The organism is Rhodococcus sp. 14-2483-1-2, assembly GCF_002259405.1.
In the GTDB taxonomy this organism is placed as follows: domain Bacteria; phylum Actinomycetota; class Actinomycetes; order Mycobacteriales; family Mycobacteriaceae; genus Rhodococcoides.
Genome location: NZ_NPFW01000007.1, coordinates 518739 through 535688 on the forward strand (window position 1 = coordinate 518739; position 16950 = coordinate 535688).

General features: G+C 65.7%; 14 protein-coding genes. 10 read left to right on the forward strand and 4 right to left on the reverse strand.

Features of this window, described 5'->3' with window-relative positions:
- The first annotated feature begins 126 nt into the window (after positions 1 to 126).
- The 5 genes from CH295_RS07155 to CH295_RS07175 are packed head-to-tail and all read left to right on the forward strand — an operon-like array spanning position 127 to position 4926.
- Positions 127 to 948, forward strand: a complete 822-nt coding sequence (locus CH295_RS07155; protein WP_230596523.1) for an ABC transporter ATP-binding protein — start codon at positions 127 to 129, stop codon at positions 946 to 948.
- Entirely contained in the window at positions 938 to 1660 is a 723-nt protein-coding gene (locus CH295_RS07160) for an ABC transporter ATP-binding protein (RefSeq protein WP_037195914.1), read from the forward strand. Before CH295_RS07155 ends, CH295_RS07160 begins: the two co-directional genes overlap by 11 nt.
- A gap of 26 nt (positions 1661 to 1686) precedes the next feature.
- Entirely contained in the window at positions 1687 to 2565 is an 879-nt protein-coding gene (locus CH295_RS07165) for a branched-chain amino acid ABC transporter permease (protein WP_037195915.1), read from the forward strand.
- A 1-nt stretch (position 2566) separates the two neighbouring features.
- Positions 2567 to 3610 (forward strand): branched-chain amino acid ABC transporter permease, encoded by a 1044-nt coding sequence (locus CH295_RS07170; RefSeq protein ID WP_037195917.1) that lies wholly within the window; start codon positions 2567 to 2569, stop codon positions 3608 to 3610.
- Positions 3607 to 4926 carry an ABC transporter substrate-binding protein gene (locus tag CH295_RS07175; protein WP_037195919.1) on the forward strand — a complete coding sequence of 440 codons (1320 nt, stop codon included), beginning with the start codon at positions 3607 to 3609 and terminating at the stop codon, positions 4924 to 4926. Before CH295_RS07170 ends, CH295_RS07175 begins: the two co-directional genes overlap by 4 nt.
- Positions 4927 to 5060: 134 nt before the next feature.
- Here the strand turns inward: CH295_RS07175 and CH295_RS07180 are convergent, their stop codons facing one another.
- A complete protein-coding gene (locus CH295_RS07180; RefSeq protein WP_052048116.1) occupies positions 5061 to 6404 on the reverse strand; it encodes an acetyl-CoA C-acetyltransferase in 1344 nt (447 codons plus the stop codon).
- A gap of 83 nt (positions 6405 to 6487) precedes the next feature.
- Here CH295_RS07180 and CH295_RS07185 point away from each other — a divergent pair, with 83 nt between their 5' ends.
- Complete coding sequence (locus CH295_RS07185; RefSeq protein WP_037195922.1) at positions 6488 to 7834, forward strand: 3-oxoacyl-ACP reductase; 1347 nt, start codon at positions 6488 to 6490, stop codon at positions 7832 to 7834.
- Positions 7831 to 8688 carry a MaoC/PaaZ C-terminal domain-containing protein gene (locus CH295_RS07190; RefSeq protein ID WP_037195924.1) on the forward strand — a complete coding sequence of 286 codons (858 nt, stop codon included), beginning with the start codon at positions 7831 to 7833 and terminating at the stop codon, positions 8686 to 8688. The genes CH295_RS07185 and CH295_RS07190 overlap by 4 nt, the downstream gene beginning before the upstream one ends.
- A gap of 75 nt (positions 8689 to 8763) precedes the next feature.
- On the opposite strand, the gene CH295_RS07195 is transcribed toward CH295_RS07190, so the two are convergent.
- Complete coding sequence (locus tag CH295_RS07195) at positions 8764 to 9366, reverse strand: TetR/AcrR family transcriptional regulator (protein WP_032396646.1); 603 nt, start codon at positions 9364 to 9366, stop codon at positions 8764 to 8766.
- Positions 9367 to 9428: 62 nt separating this feature from the next.
- Complete coding sequence (locus CH295_RS07200; protein ID WP_094740202.1) at positions 9429 to 10604, reverse strand: glycoside hydrolase family 3 N-terminal domain-containing protein; 1176 nt, start codon at positions 10602 to 10604, stop codon at positions 9429 to 9431.
- 101 nt (positions 10605 to 10705) lie between these two features.
- On the opposite strand from CH295_RS07200, the gene CH295_RS07205 reads away from it, so the two are divergent.
- The 3 genes from CH295_RS07205 (at position 10706) to CH295_RS07215 (ending at position 15717) form a co-directional block, all read left to right on the forward strand.
- On the forward strand, positions 10706 to 11173 hold the full coding sequence (locus tag CH295_RS07205) for a universal stress protein (RefSeq protein ID WP_027495380.1): 468 nt from the start codon (positions 10706 to 10708) through the stop codon (positions 11171 to 11173).
- A 103-nt stretch (positions 11174 to 11276) separates the two neighbouring features.
- Positions 11277 to 11447: a DUF2613 domain-containing protein gene (locus CH295_RS07210; RefSeq protein WP_082073827.1), complete on the forward strand. Its 171-nt coding sequence runs from the start codon at positions 11277 to 11279 to the stop codon at positions 11445 to 11447.
- Between the two features lie 22 nt (positions 11448 to 11469).
- Positions 11470 to 15717 carry an alpha-(1->3)-arabinofuranosyltransferase gene (locus CH295_RS07215; RefSeq protein ID WP_094740203.1) on the forward strand — a complete coding sequence of 1416 codons (4248 nt, stop codon included), beginning with the start codon at positions 11470 to 11472 and terminating at the stop codon, positions 15715 to 15717.
- Here the strand turns inward: CH295_RS07215 and CH295_RS07220 are convergent.
- Positions 15695 to 16843, reverse strand: coding sequence for an acyltransferase family protein (locus CH295_RS07220; protein WP_252341946.1), 1149 nt, complete (start codon positions 16841 to 16843; stop codon positions 15695 to 15697). The genes CH295_RS07215 and CH295_RS07220 overlap by 23 nt on opposite strands.
- Positions 16844 to 16950: the final 107 nt, after the last annotated feature.

Here is a 16950-nt window from a genome sequence, read left to right on the forward strand (position 1 = left end):
CCCACATGGCAGGTCGATTTGACCGTTATTGGTGCCCAGGGACCCAAACATTCTGTGCGCAGTGCCCATATCCCCCGTTGTGCGAAACGCACCATAGTGAACGCAACAGATTGTGAGGTGGATCACTTGAACTCTCTCGATACGAAGGACCCGGTCCTCACCATGACGGACGTCGAGGTGTCCTTCGGCGGAATCGTCGCGCTGTCCGGAGTCAGTCTCGAGGTGCGACCCGGCGAAGTCCTCGGCGTCATCGGGCCCAACGGTGCAGGCAAGACGACTCTGTTCAACGTTGCGTGCGGACTCGTTCGTCCCCAATCGGGGACACTCGGACGACTCGGCCAACCGTTGACCCGGCTACGACCGCACGACCTTCCCCGGCTCGGCATGAGCCGAACTCTCCAGGGACTCGGACTGTTCGATCGGATGACAGTTCTGGACAACGTCATGGTCGGTGCCGACCGAACAGCGCACACCGGGATCCTCGCCGGCCTCCTCGGCCTACCGTCGAGTGCCTCCGACGACGCTGCGGTCCGCTCCACCGCGATGGCAACCCTCGAACGCCTGCGGATCGACGGCTATGCGCACCGATTACCACCGAGCCTGCCGTACGCGGTGCGCAAACGCGTCGCACTCGCACGCGCCCTGGTGAGCGAACCGACATTGCTCCTGCTCGACGAACCCGCCTCGGGTCTGTCCAGTGACGAAATGAGCGAACTCGGCGACGAGATCCGTTCTCTCGCAGTTTCACCCACCGGTTCCGAGCCGGCAGGACCCGCAACATCGGTCATGCTCGTCGAACATCACATGGATCTCGTCATGAGTGTGTGCGACCGGATCTACGTGCTGGATTTCGGCAAGGTCATCGCACAGGGAACACCCGACGAGATTCGCGAGGATCCTGCCGTGCTCGCTGCATATCTCGGAAACGAAGTGGCACATGAAGACTGACGCGGCGCACCTGACGATCACCGATCTGACCGTTCGATACGGCCCGGTCACCGCTCTCGACTCGGTGTCGATGACCGTCACGGCCGGAGCTGTCACGGCCGTACTCGGCGCAAACGGAGCAGGGAAGACGACTCTGCTGCGCACCATCTCGGGATTGCTGAAACCGGTGTCGGGGAGGATCGAACTCGCCGGGGCCGACATCGTCGGTGTGGCACCGGATCGCATGTCCCGCAAAGGTCTTGCGCACGTTCCCGAGGGCCGGGGCGTGATAGCCGAGTTGACCGTCGACGAGAATCTTCGACTCGGTGCGATGGGACGCAACCGAAGTCACGACGCCGTCACCCTCGACCGCATCTACGACATGTTTCCGCCCCTGACCGGTCGTCGAGCATCCTCGGCACACACTCTGTCCGGTGGCGAGCGGCAGATGCTCGTGATCGGGCGAGCGCTGATGGCGACACCGTCGGTGCTTCTGCTCGACGAGCCGTCGCTCGGACTCGCACCGAAAGTTGCCGCGCAGATATTCGAGACGCTGCGTGCGCTCGTCGACTCCGAGTCGATGACCGTCGTGCTCGTCGAACAGAACGCCCGCAGTGCGCTGTCGATCGCCGAACATGCCGTCGTCCTGGATCTGGGCAAGGTCGCGGTGGAAGGTCCCGCCGACACCTTGGCCGGGGACGATGCCCTCCGACACGCCTATCTCGGGTTCTAGAGCAAGCCGAAAGGACGCCAGCCACAGTGCAACAACTGCTCACCATCCTCATCAACGGCGTGACAACAGGCATGATCTACGCCGCGTTCGCGCTCGCCCTCGTACTCATCTGGCGATCGACCCGCATCGTCAACTTCGCCCAGGCTCCGATGGCCATGATCACCACGTACGTGGCACTGGTCGTCATCGACGCCGGCTACTCGTACTGGATCGGATTCGGAGTCGCGCTTCTGTGCGGCCTGCTGCTGGGAGCCTTGACGGAGCGACTCGTCATCCGATTCGTCGACAGCTCGTCGCACATCAACCCGGTCATTCTCACGCTCGGGTTGTTCATCATCATCCATGCGGTGGCCGCCATCATCTTCGGCAACCAATTCCGTTCCTTCCCTGCACCGTTCGGCCTCACCGGCCAGCGGATCGGCGACGTCAACGTGGCGTTGACCGGATACGACATCTTCAAGATCGTCGCCGTCCTCGTGGTTCTGGGGTTGCTGATCCTATTGTTCCGGTTCACCGATCTGGGACTGAAGATGCGCGCGAGCGCCTTCGAGCAGGAGGTCGCCAAACTCCTCGGAGTACGCGTGAGTCGAATGCTCACTCTCGGTTGGGCTCTGGCCGCAGTGGTCGGGTCGCTGGCCGGACTGCTCATCGCGGGTGGCTCGCTGGTGCATCCGGGCTACATGGACTCGATCGTCGTATTCGGTTTCGTCGCAGCAGTTCTCGGCGGACTGGACAGTCCGGCGGGCGCGGTGGTCGGCGGCCTGTTGATGGGCGTCGGGCTCAGTTTCGTCAGTGGCTATCTCGGTCAGGATCTGGTCTCCAGCGCGGCATTGGTGATCCTGATCGTCGTACTTCTACTGCGACCGAGCGGGTTGTTCGCCGGCTCCGCGGCCAGGAGGGTGTGACATGAACGCAACTCTCACTCGCCTCACCGCAACGCCGGTTCGACGCCACGTCCTCGGGGCCGTCATCGGACTCGTCGTCATCGTGCTCGCCCTCGAATCTCTGAGCACCTTCCGTCAGAGCCAACTCACCTCGGTGGCCTACCTGGCCATCGCGGCCGGCGGACTGACGGTACTGACCGGGTTGAGCGGCCAGCTGTCCCTGGGGCACGGCGCGTTCATGGCGGTCGGTGCGTACACCGCGGCATTGATGTTGCGGGCCAACGATTCGGGATGGTCGGTACCGCTGGTTCTGCTCGCCGCCACCGTGATCTCGGCCGTGGTGGGTGTTGTGGTCGGTGTGGCCGCCGCCCGACTGCACGGGCCGTACCTGGCCGGCGCGACGCTTGCGCTCGCCGTCGCGGTACCGGGCCTTGCCCTGTACTTCTCGGACTACCTCGGCGGTGAACAGGGACTCGTCGTCCCGGCGCCGAAAGTGCCCGAGCTGATCGACGACGTGATGTTCTTCGTCACCGGAAACGAGCTCAGCGGAACGAAATTCGTCGCCTACGTCAGCTGGCTACTGCTGGTGATCGTGTTCTTCCTGTTGGCGAACGTCTCGTCGAGCCGGATCGGACGTCGCTGGCGGGCCGTCCGGGACGACGAGGTCGCCGCCGAGTTGTCCGGTATCGATCTCGGGCGCGCACGCATTCTCGCGTTCGTGGTCAGTGCGGCCTGTGCGGGCGCGGGCGGTGCAGTCCTGGCGATGTCGGCACGAATCGCGGCACCGAGCGGTTTCACCCTGACCCTCTCGTTGACCCTGCTCTCCGCCGTCGTCATCGGCGGGCTGGGAACCCTCTCCGGCGCGCTGATCGGGGCCGTTCTGCTGACCTACATCCCACCGGTGGTCACCAACCTCGGGCTCGATGTGGGGCTGAGCAGTCTGCAATCTGCCGAACTCGCACCACTGGTGACCGGAATTTTCACCGTCCTCGTGATCCTCTTCGCCCCACTGGGTTTGGTGGGCACGTATCGCAAGTTACGTACAACCAGAAAAGGAATGAAATGAAAAAGTTCGGATCGGTGGCGTTCAGAACTACCGCGCTCGTCGCCGTCGTCTCGTTGGCCGCGGCGTGCGGTGCAGGTGGCCGAGAAGAGGCGACGGAATCCTCGGAAGGGTCGACGGTCGGCATCACCGACACTTCGGTGAAGATCGGTGCCCACTTTCCGTTGACCGGGGTCGCAGCACCCGGATACAGCGAAATCCCCACGGGCGCACAGGCCTACTTCGACTACGTCAACGCCGCGGGCGGCATCAACGGCCGACAGATCGAGTACGTGGTTCGAGACGACTCCTACGATCCGACGACCACCACCCAGGTCGTCAACGAACTGGTCCTCCAGGACGAGGTGTTCGCCGTCGTCGGCGGTCTCGGCACGGCGACCCACAGCGCGGTCATCGACTTCCTCAACGAAGAGGGAGTGCCGGACCTGTTCGTCTCCTCCGGCGCGATCATGTGGGGCAACGATCCGGAGAAGTACCCCAACACCTTCGGCTGGCAGCCCGACTACCAGGTCGAGGGCAAGATCATCGGCGACTGGGTGACGAAGAACCGCCCCGACGCCAAGGTCGGACTGTTCCTCCAGGACGACGACCTCGGCCGAGACAGCGAAGAGGCGGTGCGCCAGTATCTCGACGATCAGATCGTCGAGGTCGTGCGGTACACCTCGGGCAACACCGACGTCGCACCTCAGATCGCGGCCCTGCAAGGTGCGGGAGCAGATCTGATCCTCGGCTTCAACGTTCCCTCGTACACCGCGCTGAGCCAGCTGACAGCCATGCGGCTCAACTACGACCCCGAGTGGTTCTACAGCTCGATCGGTTCCGACGTCGACCTCGTCGGCTCCCTGCTCGGACGCTTCTCCCAGGGTGCGGTCACCGACGGCGCGCAGTCGCTCGAAGGCATGATCTCGCTGGAGTACATCCCGGGCGTCGACTCGCCGGAGAATCCGTGGACCCAGCTGTGGCAGAAGGTCTGGGCGGAGAACGGGACGGGTGACCCCCTGACCAACTACCGCATCTACGGTCTGAGCCAGGCATACGCGTTCGTGCAAGCCCTCGAGGCGGCGGGCGAGAACCCCACGCGTGAGGGCATCGTCGCAGCCATCCAGGACGGCGGAATGGACTTCGAGGGACCGCAGTTGGCCCCGTTCCGGTACTCGGAATCGAGCCACCTCGGAATCTCCGGTGCCAGTGTCTTCCAGATCAGAGGCGGCGTACCCGAGTACCTGACTCCGGTGCTGCAGACCGACATCGGGGATTCGGCGGTCGAGGAATACACCGGCGAGGAGTCCACGCCGCCGGAAAGCGGCATACCCGGCTGATCACACGAAAAAGGGGCACGCATCATGCGTGCCCCTTTTTCACGTCGTGGTCGGTAGATCCGTCGAACCCCTCGATCGGACGGATCCACCGACCCTCACGTCCCCCGGACTGTGAGCAGCCGAAGCTGCAGTGATCAGCGCTCGATGATCGCCGTGACGCCCTGGCCACCGGCCGCGCAGATCGAGATCAGGCCACGGCCCGAGCCCTTCTCGGCCAGCATCTTCGCCAGCGAGGCCACGATGCGTCCGCCGGTCGCGGCGAACGGGTGACCTGCAGCGAGCGAGGAGCCGTTGACGTTGAGCTTGCTGCGGTCGATGGAACCGAGCGCACCGTCGAGGCCGAGCCGCTCCTTGCAGTACTCGTCGCTCTCGAAGGCCTGCAGAGTTGCGAGCACCACCGAGGCGAATGCCTCGTGGATCTCGTAGTAGTCGAAGTCCTGCAGCGTCAGGCCGTTGCGAGCGAGCAGACGCGGGATCGCGTAGGTCGGAGCCATCAGCAGACCGTCCTTGAACGATCCGTTGCCGTGGACGTAATCGACCGCTGCGGTCTCGGAATCGACCAGATGCGCGAGCACCGGCAGGTTGCGCTCGGCAGCCCACTCGTCACTCGACAGCAGGGCAGCCGACGCACCGTCGGTGAGCGGCGTCGAGTTACCCGCCGTCATGGTGGCGTCGCCCAGCTTGGTTCCGAAGACCGGCTTGAGGGTCGCGAGCTTCTCCACGGTCGATCCCGGACGCAGGTTGTCGTCGCGAGTCAGGCCGAGGAACGGCGTCACCAGATCGTCGAAGAAGCCGCGATCGTACGCAGCCGCCATGTTGTGGTGGCTCGCTGCGGCCAGTTCGTCCTGGTCCTCGCGGCGGACACCGAATTCCTTGGCGGTGATGGCGGCGTGGTCACCCATCGACAGGCCGGTACGCGGCTCGCCGTTGCGCGGGATCTCGATGCCGAGCATGCCGGGACGGACGTTACCGAGGAGCTTGATGCGATCGCCGGTGCTCTTCGCCCGGTTCAGGGAGAGCAGGAACTCGCGCAGCTCGTCGTTGACACCGATCGGAGCGTCGGAGGTGGTGTCGACACCGCCACCGATGCCGGCATCGATCCTGCCCGACGCGATGGCGTCGCCGACGGCGATGATCGACTGCAGGCCGGTGCCGCAGGCCTGCTGGATGTCGAAGGCCGGGGTGTACGGGCTCAATGCGCTGCCCAGCACGACCTCGCGAGTGAGGTTGAAATCGCGTGAGTGCTTGAGCACGGCACCGGCGGCGACGAGGCCCAGCCGCTCGCCCTGCAGACCGAATCGCGAGACGAGCCCGTCGATGGTCGCGGTGAGCATGTCCTGGTTGGACGCCAGCGCGTACTTCTTGTCCGAACGCGCGAAAGGAATGCGGTTGCCACCGACAATTGCGACCGGTCGTAGCTGCTTGCTTGTCACTGACGTCTCCAAACATCGTGGAAAAAGGCCCTGGTGGAGTTTCATCTTACTGGCGAGTAAGTTGGTTGTCGACACCCGGTCGTGCGCCTCGCTCCCAGAGCGAGCAGCGCTGAATGAAAGGTACGACAGTGGCAGCCTCCAAGGGAGCCCCAGATCTCTACTCAACGTTCCTCGCGTCCGCGCCGGGAGCCTTCATCGCCAAGCAGGCCGGCCTGCCGCAGCCCGAGAAGCTGCGCCGCTACAAGGCAGGCGAGCCGCCGCTGGCCGGACCGGTCCTGATCGGCGGCAGCGGTCGCCTCGTGGAGCCGCTGCGTGAGCTGCTCTCGGACTACCCGCAGTCGCAGCCGCACGACGACAAGCACGGCGGACTGGTGTTCGACGCCACCGGCATCGGCAACGTCGCCGAGCTCGAGCAGCTCTTCAAGTTCTTCCAGCCGGTCATCCGCAACCTGGCACCGTCCGCACGCGTCGTCGTCATCGGCACCACGCCGGAGGAGACCTCGAGCGTCGACGAGCACATCGCTCAGCGCGCCCTCGAAGGCTTCACCCGCAGCGTCGGCAAAGAGGTCAAGCGCGGTGCCACGGCGCAGCTCGTCTACATCTCCCCCAAGGCATCGACCGGCCTGTCCGGCCTCGAATCCACCCTCCGCTTCCTGCTGTCGGCCAAGTCCGCATTCGTCGACGGCCAGGTCATCGCCGTCGGTGACGCAGATTCGCAGGCACCGGCCTCGTGGGACAAGCCGCTCGCAGGCAAGGTAGCCGTCGTCACCGGAGCCGCCCGCGGTATCGGTGCCACCATCGCCGAGGTCCTCGCCCGCGACGGAGCCACCGTCATCGCCGCGGACATTCCCGCTGCCGGAGAAGCACTCTCGCAGACGGCCAACAAGGTCGGTGGCACCTCGCTCGCACTCGACGTCACCTCGCCCGACGCCGGAGAGGTACTGAGCAAGCATCTCCTCGAACGCCACGGCGGCGCAGACATCATCGTGCACAACGCAGGCATCACCCGCGACAAGACGCTCGCCAACATGGACGACGCCCGCTGGAACTCGGTCATCGGCGTCAATCTCGCTGCCCCGCAGCGCATCACGGACCAGCTCGTCGAGTCGGGTGCGCTGAAGGAAGGCGGCCGCGTCGTCGACGTCTCCTCCATCGCAGGCATCGCGGGCAACCGCGGCCAGACCAACTACGGCACGTCCAAGGCAGGCGTCATCGGCCTGGTGCACGCGTCGGCACCGGTGCTGGCGAAGAAGAACATCACCATCAACGCCGTCGCCCCCGGCTTCATCGAGACCGCGATGACGGCTGCCATCCCGTTCGCCACCCGCGAGGCCGGACGACGCATGAGCTCGCTGCTGCAGGGCGGTGAGACCGTCGACGTCGCAGAGTTGGTCTCGTACTTCGCTTCTCCCGCATCCAACGCCGTCACCGGTCAGGTCGTGCGTGTGTGCGGCCAGAGCCTCCTCGGCGCATGAGCACCGTCACGCTGACCGCGCAGCCGAAGACGTCCGACATCTACACCTCGGCTGCGCTCGGCGCGCTGCCGTTCTTCGGATCCAGGTCGTCTTCGGTTCCCAGCACGGTGTACGAGCTCAAGGGTCTGCGAGTGGACCCCGACAACCTCGCCGGGTACTGCCGCGCGACGGGACTGCGATTCGGCGATCAGCTCCCGGTCACCTACCCCTTCACCCTCGTCTTCCCGACGGTGATGAAACTGATGGTGTCCAAGGGCTTTCCGTTCGCCGCGATCGGTTCGGTACACGCCGAGAACGTCATCGAGCAGTTCCGTGGCATCTCGTCCTCCGAGCCACTGGACGTGCGAGTGCACGCGGAGAACCTGCGCGAGCACCGCAAGGGATTGCTCGTCGACCTGATCAGTGAGGTCAAGGTAGGACGCGAACTGGTCTGGAAGCAGACCTCGAGCTTCCTGAGCCTGCAGAAGACGTCACTGTCCGGTGGACCCCGCGAGGCACCGCCCGCCGACGAGGTTCCGCCGCCCCCGACCCGCACCCTGCGCGTCGACCAGCGGATCATCAGCCGGTACGCGGCAATTTCCGGAGACCGCAACCCGATTCACGTGTCCTCACTCGGCGCAAAGGCATTCGGATTCCCGAAGACCATCGCGCATGGAATGTGGAGTGCTGCCGCGGTACTGCAGACCGTCGAGGGTCGAATCCCGGAAGCTGTGAACTACAGCATCCGCTTCGGCAAGCCGATCGTCCTGCCCGCGACGGTGAACGCCTACGCCGAGGCTGTCGGCACCGGCTGGGACCTGTCGCTGAAGAACCCGAAGAAGGGCTACCCGCATCTGACGGGAACCCTGCGGTAACTGTCTCGAACTCGAAGTTGTGGACGGATTTCCTCGGATTTCCGTCCATAACTTCGAGTTCGGCGGTAGTTCTTCTCAGGTGGTGGCGGTTTTCTTTCCGGCCAGGCCGCGCCATGCCAGATTTTCCAGTAGGTCCGCTGCGGCGTCGACCTCGATTTCGCCGCCTGCCACTCTGTCGGCCACGGCCTCGCCCGCACCGACCAACGCGACGGCCATCAGCCCGAAGTTCTGCGACTGCTCGGGATCCCTCGTGCTCATCGCGAGCAGGCCGGCCGTCAGCTCGATCAACCGATCTCGGCTGCTCTGCACCTGCGAGGCGAACGCCTGCTGACCGATGGCCTGTCGGTAGAGCACCATCCACGATTTCCGGTTCTCGCCGACGAATCCGAGGAAACCGATCAGTGCCTTGCGCAACTGCTCGCGCGGCGTCAGCGTCGGATCTGCAGCGGGAGTCAGAGCCTCGACGAACTTCACGCCCTCGCGATGGATGCACGCGGCGAACAACTCGTCCTTCGACCCGTAGTACAGGTAGAGCATCGGCTTGGAGATGGCCGCCTTCTTGGCGATCGAATCCATCGACGTCTCATGGAACCCGTTGTCGGAGAACACATCCACCGCCGCGTCGAGCATCTGCTGCTCGCGGACGGCGCGGGGCAATCTCTTGGTGCCGCCAGCCATGGACCCTCCAATACGTACGAAGTACTAGACGTTACTCCACAGTAAGGTCCAGTACCGCGCAATCAGGCCCCGCACGCCCCCTTGAACCGAGCAACCGTCGCTGCGGCCTCGTCCACCTGAGCCGCCGCGAGACGTCCCGTCGCCACCGCGTCTTCGAGATTGTCCAACACCGCGGGCACCTGATCGGTGGTGAGCCACAGCGCGACGTCGGCTCCCGCCACCAACGCCGCCTCGACCGCGTCGACGATCCCGAGTCGCGCAGTGATCGCCGCCATGCCGCTGAGGTCGTCGGTGAAGATCGGGCCGTCGAACGGAGCGGCACCGTATCCGACGCCATCGCGCAACAACGCCATCGCCGCCGGACTGATGCTCGCCGGCACACCCGGCTCCGTCAGTCCGGGCACATCGAGATGCCCGACCATGACACCGACGCCGGTGTTGTTCAGCGCCGCGAACGGCAACAGATCCTTGGCCTTCAACTCGTCGAGAGACGGCGTCGTCACCGCGCCGGTGTGCGAGTCGCCCGATCCCGAGCCGTGCCCGGGAAAATGCTTGATGACGGGCTTGACGCCCGCGTCCTCCAGACCACGCGCGTACGCCCCCGCGTACTCGATGACCACCTGCGGATCGTCGGAGAACGACCGATCACCGATCACCGAATCATCGGGCTGTGCACTCACGTCGACCACCGGAGCGAAGTCGACGGTGACCCCGAGGTCCTTCAACCCCTGACCGCGCGTCAACGCCTCCTGGTATGCCTGGTCCACCGACATCGTCTGAGCCAGCACTCGCGCCGACGGCGCCTCCCCCAGCAGATCCGCGACCCGCGAAACCCGACCGCCCTCCTCGTCGATCGTGACCATCGGAGCCACCGCGGACGCATCGAGCACCTGCGGTACTTCCCGATTGCCGAGCATCGACTCGTCGGTCCAACTGCCGACGAAGATGCCGCCGACCTGCTCGGTGGACATGATCTGCACCGCGTCCGCAGTTCCGGTGACTCCGACGGTGAGGAGCTGCGCCAAACGCTGCCGCTCCGACAGTCCGTCGACGAACGCAACACACTCGTCGACGGGCGGGACCGGTTGCGGCACCGTCGTTTCGACGGCCGTGGTGGTCGGGGCAGGGGACGCCGACTGCGTCGACGCGACCTGCGCGGACTCGGTGGAGCACGAGACCAACAGGCCGACACCGACCGTCATCACCGCAGCGGACCGAACCGAAAACCGAAGTCGCATGGAAGACGACGGTAGCCGAGATGCGGGGTGCCGGTTTCGCCCCGGGGTGCGGGAGGGGTGGGGGTAATCTGGACGAAAGCGACATGAGGAGGAGCTCGACCATGACCGCAGACCTCATACTCATTGCCTACGACGGCTCCGACAATGCCAAACGCGCCATCGATTATGCAGGCCGATTTCTCACCACTTCTCGCGCGATCGTCGTCACCGCGTGGGAGCCGATGGTGCGTCAGGCCGCTCGAATGTCCGGCCTCTCCGGCGTCATGCAGCCCGAATGGGTTCCCGACGACGAGGCCGAGGACGTGGCGCTCACCGATGCGAAAGTGACCAACAGTGAGGGCGTCGCGCTGGCCGAGGCCGCAGGCCTGAAGGTGGAGGGCCAGTGCACCGAATGCACCACCGCCATCTGGAGCGCGATCGTGGAGAAAGCCGACGAGATGAACGTCGACATCATCGTCACCGGCACGAGGGGCACCACCGGTCTACGTGCGCTGCTCCAGAGTTCGGTGGCCGAGCACGTTCTGCGACACAGTCATCGACCCGTCCTGATCGTTCCCCCCGGCAAGTAACGCGTCCACCGGCCTCTTCTGGAGGTGCGAGTGATACCGTGATGCCCGCGTGGAGGTCCACCTCGCCCGCTTCTTTCCTGAGCCGACTGACTGGAGAACCGAGATGAAGTTTGCTGTCCCGGGTGTCATTGCCGCCGTCGTCGGAGCCGTACTGGGTGCGGGCGTCGTCTTCGGAGTCACCGCAGCTGCAGCCGACAACTCTCGTCCGGATATCGATCGCTCCGGAAACGCCGACTCGTCCTTGCTGAACCAGGTTGAGTACGGCAGCCGCTGACGCTGGTCGCATTCGTGAATCGATGATCTCGGCCGAGCCGCTCGGCCGTAAATGGCTTTTCGGCGTCTCGATTCTGGCGTTCCTCCTCACTTTTCTGCAGGTCCCCGGCTTCACCGTCGCCGACACCAAGTACGACCTGGCTCAGAACCCCCTCGGATTTCTCGAACGCGCCTCCCATCAGTGGAACAGTGCAGCTCCGCTCGGCCAGGTGCAGAACCAGGCATACGGCTACTTCTTTCCGCACGGTGCGTTCTTCGCCGGCGGCGACCTGCTGTCGATCCCGCCGTGGATCACTCAACGCATCTGGTGGGCGCTGCTGCTCATCGCCGGCTTCTGGGGAATCGTCCGGCTCGCCGAAGCTCTCGGTATCGGCAGCCGCAGTTCCCGTCTGATAGCAGCAACGGCCTTCGTTCTCTCTCCGCGCGTGATCACCACCCTCGCGTCGATCTCCTCGGAGACGATGCCGATGATGCTGGCACCGTGGGTGCTCATCCCGATGGTGCGGTATCTCGTCGGGGACACTGCGAAACAGACGGCTCGACGCACTGCGGCGCAATCGGCCCTCGCAGTGGCGTTGATGGGCGCGGTCAATGCCGTCGCCACCGCCGCCGCCGTCCTGGTGGCCGTGATCTGGATGCTGACGCATCGGCCGAACAAGCGGTGGTTCGTCTTCGGTGCGTGGTGGTCGGGCTTCCTGGTGCTCGCGACGCTGTGGTGGATCGTTCCACTGCTGTTGCTGGGCAAGGTCTCTCCACCGTTTCTCGACTACATCGAATCGTCCGGCACCACCACGCAGTGGACGTCGCTGACGGAGGTGCTGCGCGGCACCGGCAGTTGGACGCCGTTCGTCTCCCCCGAGCGAGTGGCCGGTGCCGTTCTGGTGACTCAGCCCGCGGCCGTCGTCGCGACGGGCCTGATCGCGGCTGCCGGAATCGCGGGCCTGGCGATGCGCTCGATGCCGGCCCGCGGCCGGTTGACGATCATGCTATTCGTCGGTCTCGTCGGCCTCGGTGCCGGGTTCGTCGGCGATCTGGACGGTCCGTTCGCCGCTGCCGTCCGGGTGTTCCTCGATTCCGCAGGCGCACCGCTGCGCAACATCCACAAACTCGAGCCGGTCATTCGAATTCCGTTGGTGCTGGGCCTGGCGCACCTGTTGGCCCGAGTTCCGCTCCCGGGTTCCGCGCCGCGCGCGCAGTGGCGATCGGCCGTCGCGCATCCCGAGAAGCACCCCATGATGGCGGTAACCGCACTGGTTCTCGTGGCCTTGACGCTGTCCACCTCACTGGCGTGGACGGGCAAGCTCGCGCCCCGAGGAGCGTACGAGGCCGTTCCGCAGTACTGGCACGACGCCGCGGACTGGCTCACCGAGAATGCCTCGGGATCGAGCCCCGACGGTTCCGACGCGCAGCGGGCCCTGATCGTGCCCGGCGCACCGTTCGCCCTGCAGACCTGGGGTCTGACCCGAGACGAACCACTGCAGGCTCTGGCCACCACGCCCTGGGCCGTCCGCGACGCCGTGCCGCTCACCCCGCCCGGTGCCATCCGCGCACTGGACTCCGTGCAACGGCTCTTCGCCGACGGTCGGCCGTCGGCCGGGTTGGCCGATACCCTTCTGGGCCAGGGCATCAGCTACGTCGTCGTGCGCAACGACCTCGATCCCGAGAATTCCCGATCCACCCGTCCGGCCTCGGTGCACCAGGTGCTCGACGGTTCGCCGGGACTCGAGAAGGTGGCCGAATTCGGTGAGGACGTGGCTCCCGGTCAGGTCGACGGCGTTGTGCTCGACGGTGATCTGCGACCGCCGTATCCGGCTGTCGAGATCTATTCGGTCGGCGATTCGGCAGACATTCCCGCGTCCGGTCCGTACACCGTCGATCTCGACCGTGTCCCGGTGGTCCAGGGTGGTCCGGAGTCGATTCTGCGCTCGAACGAGCTGCGGAACAACGGGATTCGCAATCCGGTGCCGTCGGGCCCCACTCTGCTGGCCTCGGATGCCGCTGCGGCGGGCATCGCCGTGGACTCGGTGACGGTGACCGACACTCCGATGAATCGCGAGACGGACTTCGGTCAGGTCGACAATCACAGTTCTGCCCTGCGGGCCGCCGACGAGCCGCGACGTTCGCTCAACGAGGTGTCCGACTACCCGGTGTACGGGGCGGAGACCGTCGATGCCGAGTGGGAGGGCGCAACCGTGACGGCGTCGAGTTCGGCGTCGGACGCCACTCAGATCGGTGGCAGCGCCCCCGGCAGCGGTGTCGCCGCCGCGGTGGACGGCGATCTTGCCACCAGCTGGATCAGCAACGGTATCGAACGTGCTGTGGGGCAATGGCTTCAACTGGACTTCGATACGCCGGTGCGCGGCGGGCTGCTGCGCATGCGCACCAGCCCGGGGACGATCGGCGACCCGGTCAAGTGGGTGGAGATCACCACCCCGAACGGCTCGACGGCGGCACGCGTCGACGAGCCGGGTGAGCCGATGACGGTGTCGCTACCGGGCGGTGAGACTCCGTGGCTGCGCATCACCGCGAAGTCGACGGTGGACGGGACCCGGGGCAGCCAGTTCGGCATCAGCGAGGTGTCGGTGGACGACTACTCCGACCGGGACAACCCGAAACAGGTACCGATCGTGCACCGCGCGGTGCTGCCTGCGACTCCCTCCGGGGCGAGCGTCGACGCCTGGGAACTGGGCCAGGAATTCCCCGGCCGCTCCGGGTGCCTCGACACCGAGGATCGAATCCGTTGCAGCAGTGGACTGTCCAAGTCGCCCGAGGAACTGGGCCGCTTCTCGCGCACGATCGACGTGCCGATGGGTACCGCGGTCATTCCGGATCTGACGGTGCGCACGCGGCAGTCCCCCGAACTCGAAGCGCTACTGGCGCAACCGGGGCGGCCGTTGGCCAGCGGGGCGTCGGACGTCGCGGACCTGCACGGCTCGGCGTTCGCCGCGACCGACGGCGATCCGCGCACGTCCTGGACAGCGCCGGAGAAGTCGATCACCGATCGCGCGGGAACCGCCCCCACTCTGACCATCCAATTGCCCTCTCCCACACTGGTGGATGGGCTCGAGCTCAGCCCCAGCCTCGGCGCACTTCCGGCGCACCCCACCCGGGTCGCGGTCAACCTCGGCAACGGGCCGATGGTGCGCGACGTCGACACCGACGGTTCGACGACCCTCGACCTCGCGCCGTACGTGACGGACAGGATCGTTCTGTCGATCGTGGACTGGGACGGCGTACTGGACCGAAACTCGTTGGGCTTCATCCAGTCTCAACCACCCGGCTTCGCCGAAGTGACGCCGCTGTCCGGTGGTGAACCGATCGGCGCACCGTACGACGGCGACCGCGAGATCACCGTGGACTGCTTCGCAGGCCCCATCGTCTCCATCGCCGGGCAGACGGTGCGCACATCAGTGACGGCCACCGCGGACCAGTTCCGTTCCGGCGAGCCACTGAAGGCGTCGGTGTGCGATGCCGACACCCCGGTGAACGAGAACTTCGTCAACCCGGTATCACTGCCCGAGGGACGCCAGGACGTGGTGGTCGAGCCGGGTGCGTCGTTCTTCGTCGACGGTATTCGGTTGCGCGCCATGCCTATTCCGGCCGAGTGGCCGACAGGATCGGCACCGCAGGCCGCCAGGACGACCGCCTGGAGCCCCGATCACCGCGAGGTGACGCTGACCTCCGCGACGGAGGACCGCTTGCTGGTCATCCCGGAAAGCAACAACAGTGGTTGGCGCGCAACCACACCCGGTGGCGTCGAACTCTCCCCGGTCGTGGTCGACGGGTGGCAACAGGCCTGGATCGTTCCGGCCGGGGCGTCGGGCACGATCTCGTTGGATTTCGCCACCGATCGCTGGTACCGACTCGGAATCTTCGGCGGGCTGCTCCTGCTGATCCCGCTGCTGTTCGCAGCGCTGCGCCGGCCGCGCAGTGCGCCGAACCCGGGCCCATCACCGCGGCCGTGGCAGAGCGTTCCGGCCGCAGTCGTTGCGCTGCTCGGAGCAACGATCGTGTTGGCTGGGATCGCCGGTGCGGTCACCGTGGCCGTGATCGGCATCGGCGCGGTGCTCGTGGATCGCCGCTACGGACGCACGGTGTCCTCACGTGTATCGGTCTGCGTTGCAGGCGGATTCACACTGCTGGCTCCAGCACTGCTCTCGCTCGGACCGTGGCGATCTCCCGATGGGTACGTCGGCGGGTCCTACTGGGTGCAGCTGGCGTCCCTGATCGGAATCGTCGCGTTGGCGATCACGGCGATACGGAAGCCGTGACCGCTTTCTTGCGGGATGCCAGGCGTCGTCGAGCAGGGTCTTCCACCAGCGCGTAGCTCGCCGCTGCCACCGGAATCGACAGTGCGAGAGTCACCGGCAACACGAACCACATCCCACCCGAGAACGGGATGATGCCGAACACCGGGAACACGACGGCGAGCACGGCCAGGTGCCAGATGAACAATCCGTACGACCAGCGGCCCAGCGTCAGCATCACCGGGTGCTCGAGGAAGCGATGCCGTCGACCGTCCTCGGCGAGAATCAGTGGCGCGAGCATCGCGAAGGCCAGTATCGCGCCGAGCAGGATCTTGATCTCGAACTGCCAGGCCGCCGGACGCACCAAGCCCTGCGGACCCGCCAGAGGAGTCGCCGACAAGGCGAACGCGGCAACCGCGATGGACGACATGACAAATCGGCGACGAGCCAGCCGATGCACCCAGGTCGGTGGCCCCACCGAGACCTCGGCGAGCAGCATCCCAGCCGCGAACCACGGGAAGTAGCCGGGGAGCCAGTTGTCATGGTGAATGCCGTCGGGGGTCGACACCGGAACGAATGCCCACGACAAGGTCAGCACCGCAGCACCCAGAATGACCGGTATACGGCGGGCGGCGGCCGCACCGCGCAGGCGCACCATGAGCCAAGCGAACACCGGCAGCAGGAGATAGAAGGCGATCTCGACCGACAGCGACCACATCTGCGTCAACCCCTGGGTCAGGGTCAGCGGCACGAACACCTGAGTGAACGACAGGTTCGCCAGCCACACGCGGTAGTCACCGCCTGCATCGGGAAGAAACAGCAGGATCAGCAGCACGCCGACCCAGTAACCGGGCAGAATCCTCGCGAACCGCGAACGGAAATAGCGGCCGAGCGGCTGGGCACTCCGATGACCGCGGGCTGCCGCCGCGTGCGGACGCCACAGCAGAAATCCCGACAGCGAGAAGAAGATCGCCACGGTCAGGTCGAATCTTCCCCAGACATGACCCAGGATCGGCGACGTCGCGCCACCGGTCTGAAAGGCCACGTGGGTGACGACGATTCCGATACACGCGACGGCACGCATCCCCTCGAGTGACGGTACGAACCCACGAAGCGGGACAACGCTTGCCGAAAGGGTCTGTGTGCTCATGGTGGCTTCAAGTGTGCCGTGTCGAACCGGCGCAGACGAGACCGGTGCCACTGTCGACTGTTACTGTCACCTGCGACGTGTCGTAATAAATCGGGCATCGGGTCGGG